The following is an 18,957-nucleotide window of genomic DNA, read 5'->3' on the forward strand; positions in this document are numbered from 1 at the left end:
ACGGCGCTCAGCAAATTCAACAGTGTACAGCGGTACACCAAAATAGCCAGAGAGTGCCAAGATGTCCGAAACACTTGCTCCCGAGTACGTTCACACCTCTCTTTTTCCATTGGGTAAAGACAAAACTCCTTATCGCAAACTGACCTCCGAGTACGTGAGCGAAGTTGAGTTTGACGGTGAGAAAATCTTGAAGGTGGAGCAAGAGGGTCTTCGCTTGCTTGCCGAAGAAGCGTTTAAAGACATCAACCATTTCCTGCGCCCTTCCCATCTGGAGCAGCTCCGTAAAATTCTCGACGACCCTGAAGCAACTGCAAACGATAAATTCGTCGCTTTTGACCTGATGAAGAACGCGAATATTTCAGCTGCTGGCGTATTGCCAATGTGTCAGGACACTGGCACTGCAATTGTGATGGGTAAGAAAGGCCGCAAAGTCTGGACTAACGGACATGACGAAGCAGCGCTCGGTGAAGGCGCACGTGACGCTTATTTCAAAAAGAACCTGCGCTATTCCCAACTTGCGCCGATCTCCATGTTCGAGGAAAAGAACACCAAGAACAACATGCCAGCTCAGATCGAACTTTATGCTGAAGGTGATGACGCGTACAAGTTCTTGTTCATGGCAAAAGGCGGTGGGTCTGCTAACAAGACCTTCTTGTTCCAAGGTACTCCGAGCCTGCTGACCAAAGATCGCATGATTGAGTTCCTGAAGGAAAAAATTCTCACTCTTGGCACTGCGGCATGCCCGCCATATCACCTCGCAATCGTCATCGGCGGCACATCTGCAGAGTTGAATCTGAAATCCGTAAAAATGGCTTCTGCCCGTTACCTAGATGAGCTGCCGACAGAAGGCTCCGAAGGCGGTCACGCATTCCGTGATCTGGAAATGGAAGCTGAAATTCATAAGCTGACACAGTCCAGCGGTGTTGGCGCACAGTTTGGTGGCAAATACTTCTGCCACGACGTGCGCGTGATCCGTCTGCCGCGCCATGGCGCATCCCTACCAATCGGCATTGGCGTATCTTGTTCAGCAGACCGTCAGGCGACTGGCAAGATCACCAAGGAAGGCATCTTCCTGGAGGACCTGGAGCGGAATCCTGAAGTCTACATGCCGGAAGTTACCGACACCGATCTTTCTGATGATGTTGTAAAGGTTGACCTCACGCGCTCAATGAGCGAGATCCTTGGCGAACTGACCAAGCATCCAACTAAAACACGGCTTTCGTTGAGCGGTCCGTTGATCGTGGCCCGCGATCTGGCCCATTCCAAGCTCCGTGATCGTCTCGAGGCCGGTGAGCCGCTCCCTGACTACATCAAGAACCATCCGGTTTACTATGCAGGTCCTGCTAAGACGCCAGAAGGTATGCCTTCTGGTTCATTTGGCCCAACCACTGCTGGCCGTATGGATGCTTATGTGGACCAGTTTCAGGCCGCTGGAGGCTCCATGGTGATGCTTGCCAAGGGCAACCGCTCAGCGGGTGTTCGCCGTGCATGTCAGGCTCACGGTGGCTTCTACCTCGGCTCTATCGGAGGCCCAGCTGCCCGCCTTGCTCAAGACTGCATCAAGAGTGTTGAAGTGGTTGAATATGAAGAGCTGGGTATGGAAGCCGTTTGGAAAATCGAAGTTGAAGACTTCCCTGCCTTTATCGTGGTGGACGACAAAGGCAATGACTTCTTTAAAGAGCTGAACCTGAGCTAACTGGGCTGGTGAGATAATACCGAGATTGGAGGGCGTTCTTAGGAGCGCCCTTTTTTCGTTGCCTGCATTCATGACAATTTGATTCAATCACAATTCAAATTAGCTAAATTCAAGCTTCTTTCATTATATTAAGTTGCGTTTTAGATAGATGCAAATCAAGCTCGATATGAATGTAAATCATCTTCGAATGACTCTCTAGTAATTTCCTTTTCCATAAGAAGTATATAGCAGCAGTTGTAGTCTGAATTACTTCAACAATTAATATATTTGACATTCTAAGCTGCGAGCGTCTCCCTACTCGCTGCATAAATTCCCTCATGCAAACGAGATAAAACAAACAACAATATCCTAGGGGGTATCAATGCGCATACTTATCGCGAGTGTTGCTCTTTGCTTCGCAGCACTATTTACCGGAACTCAGGCAGATGCCGCAGCATCTGGCAAGTTCTTTGATCATGCATCCAAAAAATGGGTTTCCTATGGTTCTGCTCACCACGGAAAATCTCCAATCAAACGTAAGCAGGTCAGGTACAACGGCTCATACGGTCCGAACACCATTGTGATCAGCACAAAAGATCGACGCCTCTACCATATTCGCGGAAATGGTACCGCGATGGTGTATGGCGTTGGCGTCGGTCGTCAGGGCTTCCAATGGTCAGGAACTCACCGAATTACCCGCAAAGCTGAGTGGCCAAGCTGGACACCGCCAAAGGTCATGATTGATCGTGAACGCCGGAAAGGACGTAACCTGCCTAGCTTCATGAAGGGTGGCCTTGATAACCCGCTTGGCGCACGCGCTATGTATATTGGCAGCACCATCTATCGCATTCACGGTTCCAATGAACCATGGACGATCGGTTCGGCAGTCTCATCTGGTTGCATCAGAATGGCAAATGAAGACGTCATCCATCTATATGACAATGTCAATATAGGCACGAAAGTGGTCGTGCTTCGCTAGAATGCATGGGGCTGGTTTTGTGCCAGCCCTACTTGCTGAGGTCTCTACTCAATCCACGGTCCTGCAGTTCACTCAGATATCGATTCCATAAAAATTCTTTTTGATCGTTCATTTCCTGAAAATAGGTCCACGTAAAAATTCCGGTATCATGCAGGTCATCAAATGTCAGCTTTACTGCATAGTTTCCAACTGGATCTACACCAATAATCGTTGTGTCCTGCTTCCCCGCGATCACTTTTCGTTGATCTGGAGTATGCCCTTGCACTTCTGCTGATGGAGACATTACTCGCAGAAACTCCGAGGTAAACGAGACTTCAAGGCCATCATCAAAAGTAATTTCAAGATTTTTGCCTTGGTTTTTTAGGTGGATTTGCGTAGGCCAGCGTGTATCCGACATATTTTTTTATCCTTGCCCAAGTTCATGGAACTCAGTATTGATGATTTAGGAATTATACCTGTGGTTCTAAGATATATTTCTAGTTAAATCCACTGGAACTCCTTACTGATGGATTGACGCTAACTCATTGCGTACTACATTAGAATTGTTAAATTCGTCATCAAAAGAGATACGTGAGTGGAGGTTTCCATGGGGCAGTATGCCGAGGACAAACAGCAGGGTGCCCACCCAGCATTGATTGACCCGTTCGGCCGCGCCGTGACGTATCTTCGCGTCTCTGTGACTGATCGTTGTGATTTGCGCTGTGTCTATTGCATGTCCGAGCACATGACTTTCCTTCCCAAGAAAGACGTTCTTTCACTGGAAGAACTGGATCGCCTATGCGCCGTTTTTATTGAAAAAGGCGTTCGCAAAATCCGCCTCACTGGTGGGGAACCTTTGGTTCGCAAGAACATCATGAGCTTCATCCGAGGCCTGAAGCGACATTTGGACAGCGGTGCGCTTGATGAGCTCACCATTACTACGAACGGTACTCAGCTCGAACGCTATGCTGAAGAGCTATATGAAGCAGGTATTCGTCGCATCAACGTTTCTCTCGACACCTTAGATGCGCAAAAATTCAAAGATGTAACCCGGTGGGGTGAGATTCAAAAGGTTTTCGATGGCATCAAGGCCGCTCAGGAAGCCGGTCTTCAGATCAAATTGAATGCTGTTGCACTTAAGAATTTCAACGAGGATGAACTCATTCCGATGCTGGAGTGGGCACATGAGCGCGGGCACGACCTGACATTTATCGAGACAATGCCGCTTGGTGAAATTGATGGGGACCGGAATGAGCAGTATCTGCCGCTGAGCGACGTGCGTAAAGCACTCTCCGCCAAGTACACACTGACAGATATTCCATATAAGACCGGCGGCCCTGCCCGCTATATGCAGATTGAAGAGACTGGTGGGCGTCTTGGTTTCATTACCCCGATGACGCACAACTTCTGTGAAAGCTGTAACCGCGTTCGTGTGACCTGTACTGGGCAGTTGTTCATGTGCCTTGGCCAGGAAGATCAAAAAGACCTGCGTGCGGCACTACGAGCATCTGAAGGAAATGAAGTGCTTTCGGAAGCGATTGAATCAGCGATTGCACGAAAGCCAAAGGGGCATGACTTTATTATCGATCGTGATAACAAGTCTGCAACTGGAACGCGTCATATGAGTATGACGGGCGGGTGAAAACTAAGATTGGCTAAGCCCACCAGCGTTGTCGGTGGGCTTAGTTTCAACGATTTATTGTACGATTCCTTCAGCAGTCAATTCATCGGACACCGTCTGGAAAGCATTACCGAGCTGATCTCCAAGCGTTCCCACGACTGTGATAATTGCAACAGAAATTAATGCAGCAAGAATACCATACTCAATTGCAGTTGCGCCGGACTCGTCTTTGAGAAATTTAGCGAACATTGTTTTAAACTCCGTATTGAACCCTAGAAGCCCCACTCCTCATCGGGACTAGCTGCAACCTAGGCCTTCATTTCTTGCCAATTTATGAATCAAATTTGCGGAGCAATTTAAGTTTGTTGGGCATAAGCACTATTATCAGCAGCGCATGTTTAACACTACAAATTCAACACGCACATAATGCCATTAACTTATTGATTTAAATAATTTTTTCATTAAGTAAAATTTATAATAATGCATTTACTATTCGTTTACTTTGTCTGATAGTTGTCAGTTTTCACAGTGCATAGTTTTATTTCTTCAGTTTAAATCGTTAATTCCCCTTTCTCTGCAGCTTCGAGTCTTTCCAAAAACCTCGCCAGAAGAGGTGAAATGCGTGTGATCGTGCGTAGCGGCCTTGCATTAAAAGTCGATGCATTAGCAGTTCAGTTGTTTCGTTTTCATCTTGGAAGGCTTCTTTCGCCAGATAGCTCATTGCCTTATGCTCCTTATCGCATTTTGTTGAACAATAGTCTTGTGTCGAAGATACTGACAAACGAGTAATTTCAAGCAATCGGATCAGTTTTTTTGAGGTGAAATGCGTTACTCTCTTCCTCCTCTCAACTCGTTCAAAGCCTTTGAATGCGTGGCGCGTCACATGAGCTTTGCTAAGGCGGCCAATGAGCTTGGGCTAACGCCGTCGGCCTTGAGTTATCAGATCAAAATGCTTGAAGATCAGCTGCAGGCCCAGTTATTTACACGTCTGAACCGAGCGATTGAGCTTACTTCAGCTGGACACCGGCTGTTGCCAGGCGTTGAAGCTGGGTTAGAAAACTTCAGCGAGGCTGTCGCTCGCATTAAAGGATTAGATCAGGATAAAGTCCTCGTTATATCCACGGGCCCAGGAACGGCGTCCAAAGTTATTGCACCTCGGATTTATCGTTTCATGGAGGCTTATCCTGCAATTGAACTGCGCATCTCTGCCAATTTGAAGCTTGTGGATTTTTTACAAGGACGATGTTGATCTCGGGCTTCGCTTCGGGCGAGGACCATATCCGGGTTTGCATATTGATTTTCTTGCTGAGGATTTTCTTACGCCCATGTGCGCACCTCGGCTGGCGAAAGAGATGCGTGAGCCCACCGACTTAAAGAAATTTACCTTGCTTCATGAAGACAGCATGGCGACCTTCTTGAACGCACCGGGATGGAAGGAATGGTTGAAGACTGCAGGAGTTTCCAGAGCCTCTTGGGCAGAGAAAGGAATGCACTTTTCTCAAATTGATCACGCTCAGGATGCTGCTATTGAGGGGGCTGGTGTTATTCTGGGTCGAAAAGTTTTATGCGCGCATGACGCTCGACTAGGTCTGTTAACCAACCCATTCGATTTTGAAATTCCCGCAACTGCTCATTATATGTTGGTTGGGTTGGAAAGTTCATTTCAAAAGCATAAGTCCAAGGCATTCATTGAATGGATAAAGGCGGAACTTGATGAACTCTGCCTTTCATAATTGCATTTCGTAGAACAGAGCACTGCAAACAGAAACGGCAGATGTCAACGAAATGACTACCTGCCGTCTAAGCGAAACTTTTTCAAAGAAACAGATTAATCCTGATCAACCAACAACGATTTTGGGTGCGGACCTTGCTGCATCTCCAGTGGGTTGAAGGACGCCCTGCCACAGGCCAGCAGCAATGATGCCGTATGCCTTTGAGATTGGGCTATCTGGATTACTCACTGTGATTGGGGTGCCTGTATCAGATTGCTCTCTGATTTCCATCGTCAAAGGCACTTCACCTAAGAACGGGACTTTCATCTTCTCAGCTTCTGCTTTTGCACCACCATGACCAAAGATCTCATGCGTGCCACCGCAATCTGGACAAACAAAGTGACTCATATTTTCTACGATACCCAATACAGGGATCGCGACTTTCTCAAACATAGCAATACCACGACGTGCATCCAGAAGCGCAAGGTCCTGTGGTGTTGAAACGACCAGTGCACCTGTAAGAGGTACTTTTTGAGCCATAGTCAATTGCACGTCACCCGTTCCAGGTGGGAGGTCAACGATAAGTGCATCCAGCTCACCCCAGTCAACTTCGCGCAACATCTGATTGAGGGCAGATACCACCATTGGGCCGCGCCAGATCATGGCTGTTTCTTCTTCTACAAGAAAACCAATAGACATCAACTTGATGCCATGGGCTTCCAGAGGCTTCATAATACGATTTTCAAGAACTTCCGGCTGCCCAGATGCTCCCATAAGCTTTGGAATGGATGGGCCGTAGATATCAGCATCCAGCAAACCAACCTTCAAGCCCATTGCAGAAAGAGCAAGTGCGAGATTGGCTGATGTTGTTGATTTACCAACCCCACCTTTACCTGATGCAACAGCAATAATGTGTTTTACGCCAGGCACTTCCTGCTTTGCTGGCATTGGGGCACCTTTCGGCGGGGCTTTGCGTGCAGCAGGTGGTGGCGTAGATGGAGAACCAGGTTGTTTTTCTGCTGTAAGTGCAACGAGGACCGTTTCAGCACCAGGAAGCACCGACACAACCTTCTCGGCGGCCTGACGAAGCCCTTCAAGTTCTGAAGCTCGCTCTGCAGGTACTCTGATAGAAAAGACGACACGACCATCTGATACAAACAGGTCTGCAACCAGATCCTGATCAACAATATTGCTCTTGCCATCAGGCGATTTAACCTGTTTGAGCACTTCGAGAACGCGCTCCTGCGTCAACCCAGCCATAGCCTCTTCAGTATCCTTATGGTTCTTGCCTGATGTGAACCCGCCTTTGAGGCGCCCCCACAATCCTTTAGATTTGTCGTTGTCCATTGTGCACACCCTGTGAAGCTCTGCATTGCAGAGAGGGATAATATGATCTTGAAGGTAAATATGCCTGCAAACTGAATGTACAAGCTTTTGCCTATGGTTCTTTTATATCTTGGTATACGTCTCAAGATGAATAGAGCAATACAGAATTCATCAAAGACGTTATTTGTCCTTTGCGCATTCGCAACCCGTTTTGCCAAAACTGGGCGCCATCAGTTGAGCGAAGTTCACGCAAAGTTGAGCTCACCAACACAAATTCACAGATATTTGCGGTTGGCGCAAAATCTTTCGTTGCAGATAAAACCTAACGTCTTCTGAGGATTAGCGCGCCACCTAGGGGATCTGCCTTACGCATTGGAGAACCTGTTTCATGCTCCTGATACATTAGGCCCACAAACTGAGGGGAATGCATGGTATTTAGGGGTCTAAGAACCCTCTTGCTGCTGCGACCAGAAGCTTGAGGGGCGGGCAAAATTCATGCTGACAATTATGTTCTGCATTTTCCACGGGCTAGGAGGCAATCGTGTCTAATCCTATTTTGATGAATCGTCGTAGCGTGCTGGGAGGCATGGCCGCTACCGGTGCCATTGCAATGGTGCATCCATATTCTGTTCTTGCAAAAGAGAACACAGCGCATTTGCGTTTGATGGAAACAACCGACCTCCACGTCCACGTCGCTCCATATGATTATTATGCTGACCGCCCAATGGACACAGCTGGCCTTGCTCGCACAGCAACTATCATCAAAAAGCTGCGCTCTGAAGCAACCAACACCATGTTGGTTGACAATGGTGACTTTCTGCAGGGCAACCCAATGGGGGATTACATTGCTTACGAGCGCGGCATGCGCGAAGGTGATGTGCACCCGGTCATCAAAGGCATGAACGTGCTGGGTTACGACGCTGGTACATTGGGTAACCATGAGTTCAACTACGGTTTGGACTTCATGATGAAGGTTCTTTCCGGAGCAAACTTCCCTGTTGTTTCCTCCAACGTGTCCAAAGGCACCACCCTGGCTTCCAATGGCCGTAAGGATGATCTCTTCCTGAAGCCGTACACAATTGTTGAGAAGAAGATCAAAGACGGTGCTGGCATCGAGCACACGATTAAAGTGGGCTTTGTTGGCTTCGTTCCTCCAATGGTCATGAATTGGGACTCCCGTCACCTGGTTGGCAAAGCGAACACTCGTGACATGGTGGATGCTGCGCGTGCATGGGTTCCAGAAATGAAGGAACAAGGCTGCGACCTCATCATCGCGTTGTGCCATGGTGGTATCGCTGGTGGCGAACATGAAGACGGCGCTGCAAACACTGCACTACACATCGCTGGTGTTGAAGGCATTGATGCTCTGTTTACGGGTCACCAGCACGATGTCTTCCCGGGTCCTAGCTATGAAGGCATTCCTGGCGTTGATGCTGTCAAAGGCACGCTGCAAGGAAAACCAGCTGCTATGGGTGGTTTCTGGGGTTCTCACCTTGGTGTCATCGATCTGATGATTGAGCGCGACGGCAACAACGGCTGGCGCATTGCAAACTTCACCACAGACGTACCGTCTATCTATAAGAAAGAAGGTCGTAAGCGTATTCCTCTTGTTTCCAGCGATGAAGAAGTGCTGGCAGCGGTTGAGGATGATCACCAAAAGACACTTTCTTATGTGCGCCGCGCTGTGGGCAAATCCTCTGCTCCGCTGCATTCCTACTTCGCACTGGTGGCTGATGATCCGTCTGTTCAGATCGTTTCCAAGGCACAAACCTGGTACACCAAGGAAATGCTTAAGGACACCGAGTGGGCTGGTCTGCCAGTACTTTCTGCTGCAGCTCCGTTCAAAGCAGGTGGTCGCGGTGGTGCGGATTACTATACTGACGTTGCTGCTGGTGATATCGCAATTAAGAACGTTGCTGACCTTTACCTTTACCCGAACACAACACGTGCAGTGCTGATCACCGGTAAAGACGTGAAGGAATGGCTTGAGCGTTCTGCTGGTATGTTCAACCAGATCGAAGCAGGTAAGAAAGACCAGGTGCTGCTGGACGCTGAGTTCCGTTCTTACAACTTTGATGTGATTGACGGTGTGACCTACGAAATCGACCTGACACAGCCTTCTAAGTATGACGGTAAAGGCAATGTCGCGCATCCAGATTCTAACCGTATCGTGAACCTTCAATTCGAAGGCAAGCCAATCGATATGGATCAGAAGTTTGTTGTTGCAACCAATAACTATCGCGCTGGCGGTGGCGGTAATTTCCCTGGCATCAACGATGATGTGATCATCTTTGTTGGTCCAGACACCAACCGCGATGTGATTGTTCGCTACATTGTAGATCAGGGAACGATCAACCCGTCTGCTGATGCGAACTGGAAGTTCACACCTGTAGCTGACACGACTGTTCTGTTTGAGACCGGACCTGCTGCTGAAAAGCACATGAAAGGCGTTAAGGGCGTTCAGATTGAGGCTGCGGGTGAAGGCAAAGACGGTTTTGCCATGTACCGCATTACGCTTTGATTTTGACTGGGGCGTAGCGTTATCTGAAAATCGGAACCACTTCGCGGCGATACGCTCTAAGTCTGAATGACTTACATGATTTTGGGAAGGTGGGGCCATGAGCTCCGCCTTTTCTTTTTTCGCAAAAAACGAGAAGTATCAGTGTTTTAAACGCTGTATTTTACATTTTTAGAAGAATTTACTGTCAGGCTTTCATGAACCGGAGGATCTGACAATGAGTGTTACGCAATTATGTTATCGCAGCCGCATTCATTGGCCTGCGCTTCGCTATAGCCTCGATGAGGAAGTCGAGCGGTCGTTGACCCGTATTCGGCGCGTCAATTCGATGGCAGGTGTTACCGGCGCTTTGATCCTGACAGACAATCATGTTTTTCAGCTTTTGGAAGGCCCTTGGCCCTTAGTGAAGCGAACGTTTGAGTGTGTGCTTGAAGATAAGCGGCATTCTGATCTGACCGTACTCTCCAATGAAGAGCAGGATTTCAGGCTCTTTCATAATTGCTGGATGCATTTCTGCGATCTTCGTGAGGAAGCAGATAGTCAGTATCCCAAGTTTTTCGGCAATCTCCTTGCCCATCCTGACCGCACCTGTAGCGAGGAAGTGATGGAGTTGCTGCTTCTGCTCTCAATGAACATGAGCGAAAGTCAGCTGACCAGCCGCCTTGCACTCATGTAGTCCCAATACTTGTTCCCCAAGGTGGCATGACCACCGCTCCCAGACGCTCTTAAAGGCACCTCTCCTCCCACTGCCTTTAGGAGCGTTTTCTTGTGGTTTGCGACTGGATGCCACTTTGCACCCTGCCCTATCCTGCTTCACAAGTAGCGCTGATGATTTGTGTGTTAGAACACGTCACGTTCATTAACATTCACGCGGCGTGCTCTAACATCTTTGGTGGAGCGAATTCTTCTCGTTTAATTGAATCCAATCAAACGGAACGCGCTCTAGGCCTAAGTGGGAAATCAGGTATGTCTGTTGAAACAGAGAAGCGAAACAAAGTGATCGGTTGTATCCTCTGCGGTGGGAAGTCCCAACGCATGGGCGGCTCTGATAAAGCATTACTTGACCTGAATGGCACGGCTTTGCTGGAACATGTTGCTTCCCGCTTGCATGGGCAAGTCGCACAGAGTGTTTTAAGCGTGAATGAGCCAAGTGACCTTCACGAAAGTTTGGGACTGCCGATGCTTTCAGATGAGCTTGAAGGTCATCTAGGGCCATTGGCTGGTGTTCACAGTTCATTGAGCTGGGTAAGACAAAACGCTCCTGACACATCCGATGTTGTGACTGTGGCAGTTGATACGCCGTTTTTTCCAACGGACCTGGTGGAGACGCTTGCTGCCAGCAGAAAAACGAATGCAGGCGCCCCAATCATTTGCTCCAGCGGTGGGCGCAACCACTTTGCATTTGGCTTGTGGCCTGTGGCCTTAGCAGACCCTTTGAAAGAGTACCTTTTGAAGGGTGGTCGTAGCATCAAAGGCTTTTTTGAAAACCATCCGCCAGTCATCGTGGAATTCAAACTTCAGAATACTGTTGATCCCTTCTTTAACATCAACACGCCAGAAGATGTTCCTGTCGCACTTGAGCATCTTGCTCAATTACAGGTGCAATAGTCGTCAAAACGATCAGATGCCTGTGAGATCTTTGATTTTTGCCAAATCCTAAGGCGTGACTCTGGTAAATAAAGAAACACGCGCACTCAAGTTTCCGGAATAGACATGAACACGAAAACGCCCAGTCTGAGCTTTGACGAAGCCCTTTCTCATTTGCGAGGTTTAGGTCACTGCAAAGTCACTGCAAAAGAAACATCGCTTTACGAGGCGTATGGCCGTGTTCTTGCCAACGACATCATTGCAATCTGCGACCTTCCTCCGCTTGATAACTCTGCAATGGATGGTTACGCGATCGCTCAAAGTGCGTCCGAGCAGACATCCTTTCCGGTGGTCATGGAAGTCTTTGCTGGCTCCATGCCGGAAGCCGCGCTGAAACCGGGAGAAGCTGCGCGGATTTTTACGGGAGCACCGGTTCCTGCAGGAGCCGATTTTGTTGTTCCTCAAGAAGATTGCTCTGAGAGTGAAAGCGATGGAATACGTTTGGTTCAGCTTTCTCGTAACTATCCGACTGGCTGTAATATCCGTCGCAAAGGTGAAGACCAGACCAAAGACGCACCTATAGTGAAAGCAGGTACTGTGCTGCGCCCGCAGGAGATTGCTGCGGCTGCCTCTATCGGTATTGGCCAACTGCAAACATACCGCCAGCTGAAGGTTGGTGTTTTTTCAACGGGCAATGAACTGATCCGTCCGGGAACAACGCGGCAGGACGGGCAAATCTTCGACGCGAACCACTTCCTGCTGCGCGGTATGCTTGCCAATTTGCCGGTTAAACTGGTTGATCTCGGCATTTTGGCAGATCAACGTGATGTTGTGGAAACTGCGTTAGAAGCTGCCTCCAAAGAATGTGATGTGATCCTGACCTCTGGCGGTGCTGGGGGTGGTGATAAGGATTTTGTCTCTGCAACGCTCTCCAAGCTTGGCAAGACCACCTTCTGGCACTTAGCTGTTAAGCCTGGACGCCCGTTCATGGTGGGCGAACTGCCTGATTGCGTCTTTATCGGCCTTCCGGGCAATCCTGTGGCCGCAACTGTCGCCTTCGCATTCCTTGCGCGCCCGTTGATTGAAGCGCTTGCCGGGGCTGACTTCATTGAAGCGCCGCGCCAATACATCGCTGCGGATTTTGAGATTTCTGGCCGCAAAGCCGGACGCCGTGAGTTTTTGCGCGGGCGCCGGGTGGTTGAAGATGGCACTCTTAAACTGACCAAGTATCACAGTGACGGATCAGCCTTGTTATCTTCTCTAACTTTCGGCGATGGTTTCATTGAGTTGACAGAAGATATGACTTCTGTTCGCAAGGGTGATCTTGTTCCGTTCATCAGCTTTGATGAAATTGGCCTTAGGTAACTCTGCTGGCTCGCATTTTCAGAATCGCGTGCGAGCCATTTTTCCACGCCTAGATCACTGGTTGCAATTTTAACAAGTTTGCCCTCAAAGCTGCGAAATATTGCAAGATATTACCGCGAAGCATCGTCATTTTGCTATTAATTAGCCTAATATGCCCAGTATATAGGTTGATCTACGGATACTTTTAGTGAAACATAAGCTCCGGTTATGCAGGGGCCTACCTAAAGAAACCCTGCCAAGATAATTAATTCGGGGACATAATATGCGTATTATGCGTTTGGCAGCAGTAGCAGCAATTGCGTTGGCAGCAGTTTCTGGCGCGGAAGCAAAAGAATGGACAAAGGTTCGCATGGGCACCGAAGGCGCCTATCCTCCATTCAACTATACCACCGCTGACGGAACACTGACTGGCTTCGACATTGAGATTGGCAATGCTCTTTGTGACGAGCTGAAGCTTGAATGTACATGGGTTACTCAGGACTGGGACGGTATCATCCCTGGTCTGGTTGCTGGCAAGTACGACACCATCCTTGCTTCCATGTCCATCACTCCAGAGCGTATGGAAAAGATTTCCTTCTCTGAGAAGTACTACAACACTCCTCCAGGCATCGCAGTACGCAAAGATTCCGAGCTGAGCGAAGCCTCTCCAGAAGGCCTCAAAGGCGTTCGTCTTGGCGCACAGGGTAGCACCACGCACTCTCAGTTCGCTGAAGAGATCCTGAACGGCTCCGACGTTGCTCTTTACCCAACTTCTGAAGAGTACAAGCTGGATCTGGAAAATGGCCGTGTTGACGCTGTGGTTGACGACGTGATGGCTCTGGAACAGTGGATCAGCTCTGACAAGGGTTCTTGCTGTAAGATCCTTGGCACTATGCAGTCCGTTGAAGAGATCCACGGTAAAGGCGCAGGCATCGGCGTTCGTAAAGGCGACGAAGACCTTGCTGCTCTGTTCACCAAGGGTATCGCTGCTCTGCGTGCTAACGGCAAATACAAAGAAATCAACGACAAGTACTTCAAGTTCGACGTTTACGGCGAATAAGAGTAACCTGACACTTAGCTGACTTATCAGCTGACGGTTTTTGAGACCCTCGGGTATTTTTGCACCCGAGGGTTTTATTTTGCTAATTTGACCAGTCAAAGTCACCAGTTTGGCAGAATGGCTCATTTAGTCTCTCAAAATGGCAAATTGTAATTGATTCCGGGAAAGCTTAAACCCGCTCTTTTGAGTGTGAAGGGACATAGTTTTCTCACTTAGCTCAGAAAGCGGGAGAAATATTTCTTCCACACAACCCGTCGAATTAACGGATATCACTTCACAATAACGGCACATGGCACATTTTTCTTCCGATACCTCCGTTATTTCAGTTGAAGTCCTGCGCATTTTTTATAGTGTCCTTGGCAACAAATGCAGAGCACAACCAAAATGGCCACTCTGCCAAAAAGAATAAGGATACACGGATGTCTTTTGCCCGTATGGCGCTTGCCACACTTATGAGCTTCACTGCTGTTTCAGCCCTTCAGGCAGATGAGATCACCAAACTGCGTATTGCGACAGAAGGTGCTTACCCTCCATTCAACTTCACAGGATCAGATGGTGTTCTGACTGGCTTTGATGTTGAGATTGGCAATGCACTTTGCGCTGAGTTGAAGGTTGAGTGTGAATGGGGCACGCAGGAGTGGGATGGCATGATCCCAGGTCTGGTCGCTGGCAAATACGATGCGATCATCGCCAGCATGTCCATCACGGAAGAGCGGCTAGAGCGCATTTCGTTCTCTCGCAGCTATTACAACACGCCATCAACCATTGCAGTGCCTAAGGATTCTCCCGTTTCCGATATCACTCCAGATGCTCTGGAAGGCCTGCTGATTGGGGCACAGGGCGGCACCACGCACTCTGTTGTGGCGGAAGAGATTTACTCCGACGCTGATGTGTCGCTGTATCCGACCTCTGAAGAGTACAAGTTGGATATCGAAAACGGTCGTCTGGATGCCGTGATTGATGATTTGGGTGTTTTGCAGAGCTGGGTGGATTCTGAAGCAGGTTCTTGCTGTAAAATCATCGGCTCTTTGCCAATCCAGCCTGAGTTACACGGTCAGGGCATCGGTGTTGGCGTTCGTAAAGGTCAGGAAGAGCTGGCAGATCGCTTCTCTCAGGCTATTCTCGCAATTCGTGAAAACGGCACCTATAAGACGATCAATGACAAGTATTTCTCTCAGGATGCGTTTGGCGAGTAACAGCTGAAACGAGCCAAGAAAGATTCGAAGCTGGGGAAAGTTTCTGTGATGCATCACCGTTTTGTGGAACAACCATGCCCAAAACTGATCAGAATGGAAACTTACTCCTCTCAAGATGGAATGAATTGGCTATTTTCTGCTGACACCCCTACTCAAATAGGTTGAAATCTTATTTCTTCCATTTAAATATGCGCCCCGGCTGTGCAGGGAGCCATCTTGATGACCCCTGCCAAGAATTTACAAAGGGGAATACAAATGGGCTTTATGCGCTTTGCCACTGTTGCAACACTCGCACTTCTTGCTTCAACTCAGGTTCAGGCAAAAGAATGGACCAAAGTCCGAATTGGTACTGAAGCCTCATACCCTCCATTTGCCTACACCACTGCCGATGGCAAGCTGGTTGGCTTTGAGATTGAACTGGGCAACGCGCTTTGCGCCGAACTGAAGGTTGAATGTGAATGGATGCCGGTTGACTGGGACGGATTGATCCCTGGCCTCGTTGCAGGCAAGTACGACACGATCATGGCATCTATGTCCATCACACCAGAACGGAAGCAGCGCATTCAGTTCTCTGAAAAGTACTACCAGACCCCTCCGGGAGTGGCAGTACCAAACGATAGCAAGATCACTGAGGCCTCCATTGAAGGAATGTCTGGTGCTCTTGTCGGCGCGCAGGTTGGCGCGACACACGCAGTGTTTGCTGAAGACATTTTGACTAAATCAGAAGTGTCTCTGTACCCTACTGCTGATGAATATAAACTCGATTTGGAAAGTGGTAGACTTGACGCTGCAGTTGATGACGTAGTTGTTCTTTCTGACTGGTTGAAGTCAGAGGAAGGCAATTGCTGTAAACTGCTCGGTACCATGTCACCTATTCCAGAGATACATGGTGAAGGCGTTGGTGTAGGCGTTCGTAAGAACGACCAAGACTTGGCAGACCTATTCTCCAAAGCGGTTATTGCTTTACGCGAGAATGGAAAGTACAAAGAGATCAACGACAAATATTTCGACTTTGACGCCTACGGAGAGTGATGGCGTCAAGCTGCAATACACTCTGACGGCGGGACTTGTTTCCCGCCGTTCTAAAAAGAATAGGGGCAATCCCCGTAATGAATGAATTTTTTGCATTCTTGCCCAACTGGGCTGCCGAGATCGGTCTTGGCATAGTAAATAGTGAAATTTTCACACTCTTGTCCTTTGGGGACATGGGCTGGGGCGACGAGATAGCACTTGGCGTTGTTATGACCGTCTCCCTTGCGTTGGCAAGCCTTCCCATTGGCTTGCTTTTGGGTTTTCTGCTGGCGCTTGCGAAGAAGTCTCAAGAACCTTCTCTGCGCGCTGCAGCCAACGTTTACACAACAATTTTCCGGGGGCTTCCAGAGCTCCTTACGCTCTTTCTCGTCTATTACGGCGGCCAGATCCTCATTCAGCAAGTGCTCTCGCTGTTTGGGGATATCTACTTTGAGGTGAACGCCTTTATCGCAGGCATGATTGCCTTGTCGCTGGTGTTCTCTTCCTACGCTTCCGAAGCTTTCCTTTCTGCCTTCCGCGCAATCAACAAAGGCCAGTATGAAGGCGCGAATGCGCTCGGTCTGGGATACGTGCAGACCATGCGTCTGGTTATCCTGCCGCAGCTCGTCCGCTTGTCCTTGCCTGCGCTGAGCAATCTATGGCTCATCTTGCTGAAAGAGACCTCTCTGGTCTCCATTATCGGTCTGGCGGACATTATTCGCTATTCCAATATGGCAGCGCGGACCACCAAAGAACCGTTCCTGTTCTTTTCGGTTGCTTGCGTGATTTATCTCGTTCTGGCTGTGATCTCTTCCGGTGGCATTTCCCGCCTTGATGCATGGGCTAAACGCGGGGAGATCTCCAGATGAGTGATACATCTATCGGCGCTCCGGGAAGCTACGTTCAATCTCAGGCCATTCAGGCGAAAGCCCCTCCTCCATCTCCAACATCCCGTCCGTGGACGCCAACGCGTATTGTCGGCACCACCTGGTTGACACTTTGGATCGTCAGCGGACTGGGCATTGTATGGTTCCTGCTGAATTCAAACAGCGTTGCATTGGTGTTTGGCGGTGAAGGTCTGCTGCCTGTTTCCCTCACCCACAATGCGAAGTTCCTGACCAAATATGGTGAGAAATTTGTTTCAGGCTTCATCATTACGCTGAAGCTTGTTGGCGTTTCCATGCTGCTGGGCGTTCTGCTCTCCATTCCGATGACCTTCATGCGGATGAGCAAGAACCGTGTTCTGGGCGGCATTGCGTATGGCTACGTCTATTTCTTCCGCGGCACGCCGCTGCTGGCGCAGGTGTTCCTGATTTATTATGGCGCGGGTACGTTCCGTGAGCCACTGGAATCCGTTGATCTATGGTGGTTCTTCCGTGATGCGTGGAACTGTGCTGTTCTAGCGTTCACGCTGAACACAGCCGCTTATCAGGTCGAAATCCTGCGCGGTTCCATTGAGAACATTGCGAGAGGACAGTGGGAAGCTGCGTCTGCGCTTGGTCTTCCGAAGTGGGTGACTTTCTGGAAAATTATTCTACCGCAGGCTCTGATCGTCTCTCTGCGCCCTTATGGTAACGAGATTATTTTGATGATCAAAGGCTCCGCGATTGTAGCGATCATCACCATCTACGATCTGATGGGTGAAACGCGTCGCGCGTTCTCACGGACCTATGATTTCCAGGCGTATGTTTGGGCAGCGATTGCTTATCTGGTGATGGTGGAGACATTGCGCCGGGCATGGGATCGCATTGAGGCTCGTTTGACGCGTCACCTAAAAAGATAAGCCAATAGGCAGAGATGAATACTTGAAAGCGCGGGTCCAAAAGCCTGCGCCTTTTTCATTGGCACACCTAGAGCACGTTGCGTTCAGTAACGCTCACGCATCGCGCTCCCGCATCTTTGGTGGAGCGAATTCTTGTCGTTGGATTGAATACAATAAAACGGAACGCGCGCTCGTGAATTTACGTGGTATCTGCTGGTGAAGCTGGTAGTGTTGCTGCGCTCTGATTCAAGATTATAAGGATAGTCCGATGGCAAAGGTCGCGTTTATTGGTTTGGGTGTTATGGGATACCCAATGGCGGGTTTTCTGGCCTCACGTGGTGGGCATGACGTTACCGTTTACAACCGGACAACAGCCAAAGCAGAGGCATGGGCCAAAGAATACGATGGCTCCTTCGCTCTGACCCCTCAGGAGGCCGTTGAGGGTTGTGACGTTGTTTTTGCTTGTGTTGGCAACGACAACGATTTGCGCTCTGTCACGACTGGCGAGAACGGCGCCTTTCACGGCATGAAAGCTGGCGCTATCTTCGTGGACCACACCACAGCTTCGGCTCAGGTGGCTCGCGAGCTGGATGAGGCAGCGCGTGCGGGGGGATTTTCCTTCCTTGACGCGCCCGTCTCAGGTGGGCAGGCAGGTGCTGAGAATGGCGTTCTGACCGTTATGATTGGCGGTGAGGAAGACATCTTCAATCGCGCAAAACCGTTCATCGATTGCTTTGCAAAGTTTGCCGGTTTGATGGGTCCCGTTGGCGCTGGTCAGCAGACCAAGATGGTCAATCAGATTTGCATTGCTGGTCTGGTGCAGGGTCTGTCTGAGGCAATTCATTTTGCGCAGAAGTCCGGCCTTGATGTTGAGAAAGCTATTTCAGCAGTGCGCGGCGGGGCTGCTCAGTCCTGGCAGATGGAGAACCGCTGGGAGACTATGCGTGAGGGAGAGTTTGAGCATGGCTTTGCGGTGGACTGGATGCGCAAGGACCTGAAGATCTGTCTTGAGGCAGCTGACGAGGTTGGCGCACGCCTGCCGGTGACAGCACTGGTCGATCAGTTCTACTCAGAGGTTCAAGGCATGGGCGGTAATCGCTGGGATACCTCCAGCCTGATTGCCCGGCTGAACAACGCCGACAAGAAGTAAGAAAACACAAAGCCCCGATCAGATGACCGGGGCTTTT

The 18,957-nt window shown here is 49.4% G+C and carries 18 protein-coding genes; 15 read left to right on the forward strand and 3 right to left on the reverse strand.

Going from position 1 to position 18,957, the window contains the following annotated elements:
• The first annotated feature begins 61 nt into the window (after window positions 1-61).
• Window positions 62-1,696, forward strand: a complete 1,635-nt coding sequence (locus PsAD5_RS18565) for a fumarate hydratase (RefSeq protein WP_063293167.1) — start codon at window positions 62-64, stop codon at window positions 1,694-1,696.
• Window positions 1,697-2,057: 361 nt separating this feature from the next.
• A complete protein-coding gene (locus tag PsAD5_RS18575; RefSeq protein WP_063293169.1) occupies window positions 2,058-2,654 on the forward strand; it encodes a L,D-transpeptidase in 597 nt (198 codons plus the stop codon).
• A 28-nt stretch (window positions 2,655-2,682) separates the two neighbouring features.
• Here the strand turns inward: PsAD5_RS18575 and PsAD5_RS18580 are convergent, their stop codons facing one another.
• Window positions 2,683-3,051 carry a gamma-butyrobetaine hydroxylase-like domain-containing protein gene (locus PsAD5_RS18580; RefSeq protein ID WP_063293170.1) on the reverse strand — a complete coding sequence of 123 codons (369 nt, stop codon included), beginning with the start codon at window positions 3,049-3,051 and terminating at the stop codon, window positions 2,683-2,685.
• Between the two features lie 189 nt (window positions 3,052-3,240).
• On the opposite strand from PsAD5_RS18580, the gene moaA reads away from it, so the two are divergent.
• A complete protein-coding gene (gene moaA, locus PsAD5_RS18585) occupies window positions 3,241-4,275 on the forward strand; it encodes a GTP 3',8-cyclase MoaA (RefSeq protein WP_063293171.1) in 1,035 nt (344 codons plus the stop codon).
• Between the two features lie 54 nt (window positions 4,276-4,329).
• Here moaA and PsAD5_RS18590 read toward each other — a convergent pair whose 3' ends face one another.
• On the reverse strand, window positions 4,330-4,503 hold the full coding sequence (locus PsAD5_RS18590; RefSeq protein ID WP_063293172.1) for a Flp family type IVb pilin: 174 nt from the start codon (window positions 4,501-4,503) through the stop codon (window positions 4,330-4,332).
• A gap of 634 nt (window positions 4,504-5,137) precedes the next feature.
• Between PsAD5_RS18590 and PsAD5_RS28345 the strand changes: the two genes are divergently transcribed.
• Window positions 5,138-5,503: a LysR family transcriptional regulator gene (locus PsAD5_RS28345; RefSeq protein ID WP_208981847.1), complete on the forward strand. Its 366-nt coding sequence runs from the start codon at window positions 5,138-5,140 to the stop codon at window positions 5,501-5,503.
• Between the two features lie 37 nt (window positions 5,504-5,540).
• Entirely contained in the window at window positions 5,541-5,987 is a 447-nt protein-coding gene (locus PsAD5_RS28350) for a LysR substrate-binding domain-containing protein (RefSeq protein ID WP_244272102.1), read from the forward strand.
• A 105-nt stretch (window positions 5,988-6,092) separates the two neighbouring features.
• Here the strand turns inward: PsAD5_RS28350 and apbC are convergent, their stop codons facing one another.
• A complete protein-coding gene (gene apbC, locus PsAD5_RS18600) occupies window positions 6,093-7,226 on the reverse strand; it encodes an iron-sulfur cluster carrier protein ApbC (protein WP_063293322.1) in 1,134 nt (377 codons plus the stop codon).
• A 652-nt stretch (window positions 7,227-7,878) separates the two neighbouring features.
• Between apbC and PsAD5_RS18605 the strand changes: the two genes are divergently transcribed.
• From PsAD5_RS18605 to PsAD5_RS18650, 10 genes are all read left to right on the forward strand, one after another.
• Entirely contained in the window at window positions 7,879-9,813 is a 1,935-nt protein-coding gene (locus PsAD5_RS18605; protein WP_084404414.1) for a bifunctional 2',3'-cyclic-nucleotide 2'-phosphodiesterase/3'-nucleotidase, read from the forward strand.
• Between the two features lie 214 nt (window positions 9,814-10,027).
• The gene (locus PsAD5_RS18610; RefSeq protein ID WP_084404718.1) at window positions 10,028-10,486 is read left to right on the forward strand and encodes a BLUF domain-containing protein; all 459 of its coding nucleotides are present in this window, start codon (window positions 10,028-10,030) and stop codon (window positions 10,484-10,486) included.
• Window positions 10,487-10,776: 290 nt separating this feature from the next.
• Window positions 10,777-11,418: a molybdenum cofactor guanylyltransferase MobA gene (mobA, locus tag PsAD5_RS18615; protein WP_084406002.1), complete on the forward strand. Its 642-nt coding sequence runs from the start codon at window positions 10,777-10,779 to the stop codon at window positions 11,416-11,418.
• Window positions 11,419-11,523: 105 nt separating this feature from the next.
• Window positions 11,524-12,762 (forward strand): molybdopterin molybdotransferase MoeA, encoded by a 1,239-nt coding sequence (locus PsAD5_RS18620; RefSeq protein ID WP_063293174.1) that lies wholly within the window; start codon window positions 11,524-11,526, stop codon window positions 12,760-12,762.
• A gap of 262 nt (window positions 12,763-13,024) precedes the next feature.
• Window positions 13,025-13,801, forward strand: coding sequence for a transporter substrate-binding domain-containing protein (locus tag PsAD5_RS18625; RefSeq protein ID WP_057465987.1), 777 nt, complete (start codon window positions 13,025-13,027; stop codon window positions 13,799-13,801).
• A 419-nt stretch (window positions 13,802-14,220) separates the two neighbouring features.
• Window positions 14,221-14,997 carry a transporter substrate-binding domain-containing protein gene (locus PsAD5_RS18630; RefSeq protein ID WP_063293325.1) on the forward strand — a complete coding sequence of 259 codons (777 nt, stop codon included), beginning with the start codon at window positions 14,221-14,223 and terminating at the stop codon, window positions 14,995-14,997.
• A 255-nt stretch (window positions 14,998-15,252) separates the two neighbouring features.
• Window positions 15,253-16,029 carry a transporter substrate-binding domain-containing protein gene (locus PsAD5_RS18635; protein WP_057465986.1) on the forward strand — a complete coding sequence of 259 codons (777 nt, stop codon included), beginning with the start codon at window positions 15,253-15,255 and terminating at the stop codon, window positions 16,027-16,029.
• A gap of 173 nt (window positions 16,030-16,202) precedes the next feature.
• Window positions 16,203-16,877 (forward strand): ABC transporter permease, encoded by a 675-nt coding sequence (locus PsAD5_RS18640; protein ID WP_063293326.1) that lies wholly within the window; start codon window positions 16,203-16,205, stop codon window positions 16,875-16,877.
• Window positions 16,874-17,791 carry an ABC transporter permease gene (locus PsAD5_RS18645; protein ID WP_063293175.1) on the forward strand — a complete coding sequence of 306 codons (918 nt, stop codon included), beginning with the start codon at window positions 16,874-16,876 and terminating at the stop codon, window positions 17,789-17,791. Before PsAD5_RS18640 ends, PsAD5_RS18645 begins: the two co-directional genes overlap by 4 nt.
• Window positions 17,792-18,038: 247 nt before the next feature.
• Window positions 18,039-18,920 carry an NAD(P)-dependent oxidoreductase gene (locus PsAD5_RS18650; RefSeq protein WP_063293176.1) on the forward strand — a complete coding sequence of 294 codons (882 nt, stop codon included), beginning with the start codon at window positions 18,039-18,041 and terminating at the stop codon, window positions 18,918-18,920.
• Window positions 18,921-18,957: the final 37 nt, after the last annotated feature.

It is taken from the genome of Pseudovibrio sp. Ad5 (genome assembly GCF_001623095.1).
Taxonomy (GTDB): Bacteria; Pseudomonadota; Alphaproteobacteria; order Rhizobiales; family Stappiaceae; genus Pseudovibrio.

Excerpts from the sequence above, each read along its gene's own strand:
- PsAD5_RS18565 (WP_063293167.1), top strand. The coding sequence starts at position 62 with ATGTCCGAAACACTTGCTCCCGAGTACGTTCACACCTCTCTTTTTCCA.
- PsAD5_RS18575 (WP_063293169.1), top strand. The coding sequence starts at position 2,058 with ATGCGCATACTTATCGCGAGTGTTGCTCTTTGCTTCGCAGCACTATTT.
- PsAD5_RS18580 (WP_063293170.1), bottom strand. The coding sequence starts at position 3,051 with ATGTCGGATACACGCTGGCCTACGCAAATCCACCTAAAAAACCAAGGC.
- moaA (WP_063293171.1), top strand. The coding sequence starts at position 3,241 with ATGGGGCAGTATGCCGAGGACAAACAGCAGGGTGCCCACCCAGCATTG.
- PsAD5_RS18590 (WP_063293172.1), bottom strand. The coding sequence starts at position 4,503 with ATGTTCGCTAAATTTCTCAAAGACGAGTCCGGCGCAACTGCAATTGAG.
- PsAD5_RS28345 (WP_208981847.1), top strand. The coding sequence starts at position 5,138 with ATGAGCTTTGCTAAGGCGGCCAATGAGCTTGGGCTAACGCCGTCGGCC.
- apbC (WP_063293322.1), bottom strand. The coding sequence starts at position 7,226 with ATGGCTGGGTTGACGCAGGAGCGCGTTCTCGAAGTGCTCAAACAGGTT.
- PsAD5_RS18605 (WP_084404414.1), top strand. The coding sequence starts at position 7,879 with ATGGCCGCTACCGGTGCCATTGCAATGGTGCATCCATATTCTGTTCTT.
- PsAD5_RS18610 (WP_084404718.1), top strand. The coding sequence starts at position 10,028 with ATGAGTGTTACGCAATTATGTTATCGCAGCCGCATTCATTGGCCTGCG.
- mobA (WP_084406002.1), top strand. The coding sequence starts at position 10,777 with ATGTCTGTTGAAACAGAGAAGCGAAACAAAGTGATCGGTTGTATCCTC.
- PsAD5_RS18620 (WP_063293174.1), top strand. The coding sequence starts at position 11,524 with ATGAACACGAAAACGCCCAGTCTGAGCTTTGACGAAGCCCTTTCTCAT.
- PsAD5_RS18625 (WP_057465987.1), top strand. The coding sequence starts at position 13,025 with ATGCGTATTATGCGTTTGGCAGCAGTAGCAGCAATTGCGTTGGCAGCA.
- PsAD5_RS18630 (WP_063293325.1), top strand. The coding sequence starts at position 14,221 with ATGTCTTTTGCCCGTATGGCGCTTGCCACACTTATGAGCTTCACTGCT.
- PsAD5_RS18635 (WP_057465986.1), top strand. The coding sequence starts at position 15,253 with ATGGGCTTTATGCGCTTTGCCACTGTTGCAACACTCGCACTTCTTGCT.
- PsAD5_RS18640 (WP_063293326.1), top strand. The coding sequence starts at position 16,203 with ATGGGCTGGGGCGACGAGATAGCACTTGGCGTTGTTATGACCGTCTCC.
- PsAD5_RS18645 (WP_063293175.1), top strand. The coding sequence starts at position 16,874 with ATGAGTGATACATCTATCGGCGCTCCGGGAAGCTACGTTCAATCTCAG.
- PsAD5_RS18650 (WP_063293176.1), top strand. The coding sequence starts at position 18,039 with ATGGCAAAGGTCGCGTTTATTGGTTTGGGTGTTATGGGATACCCAATG.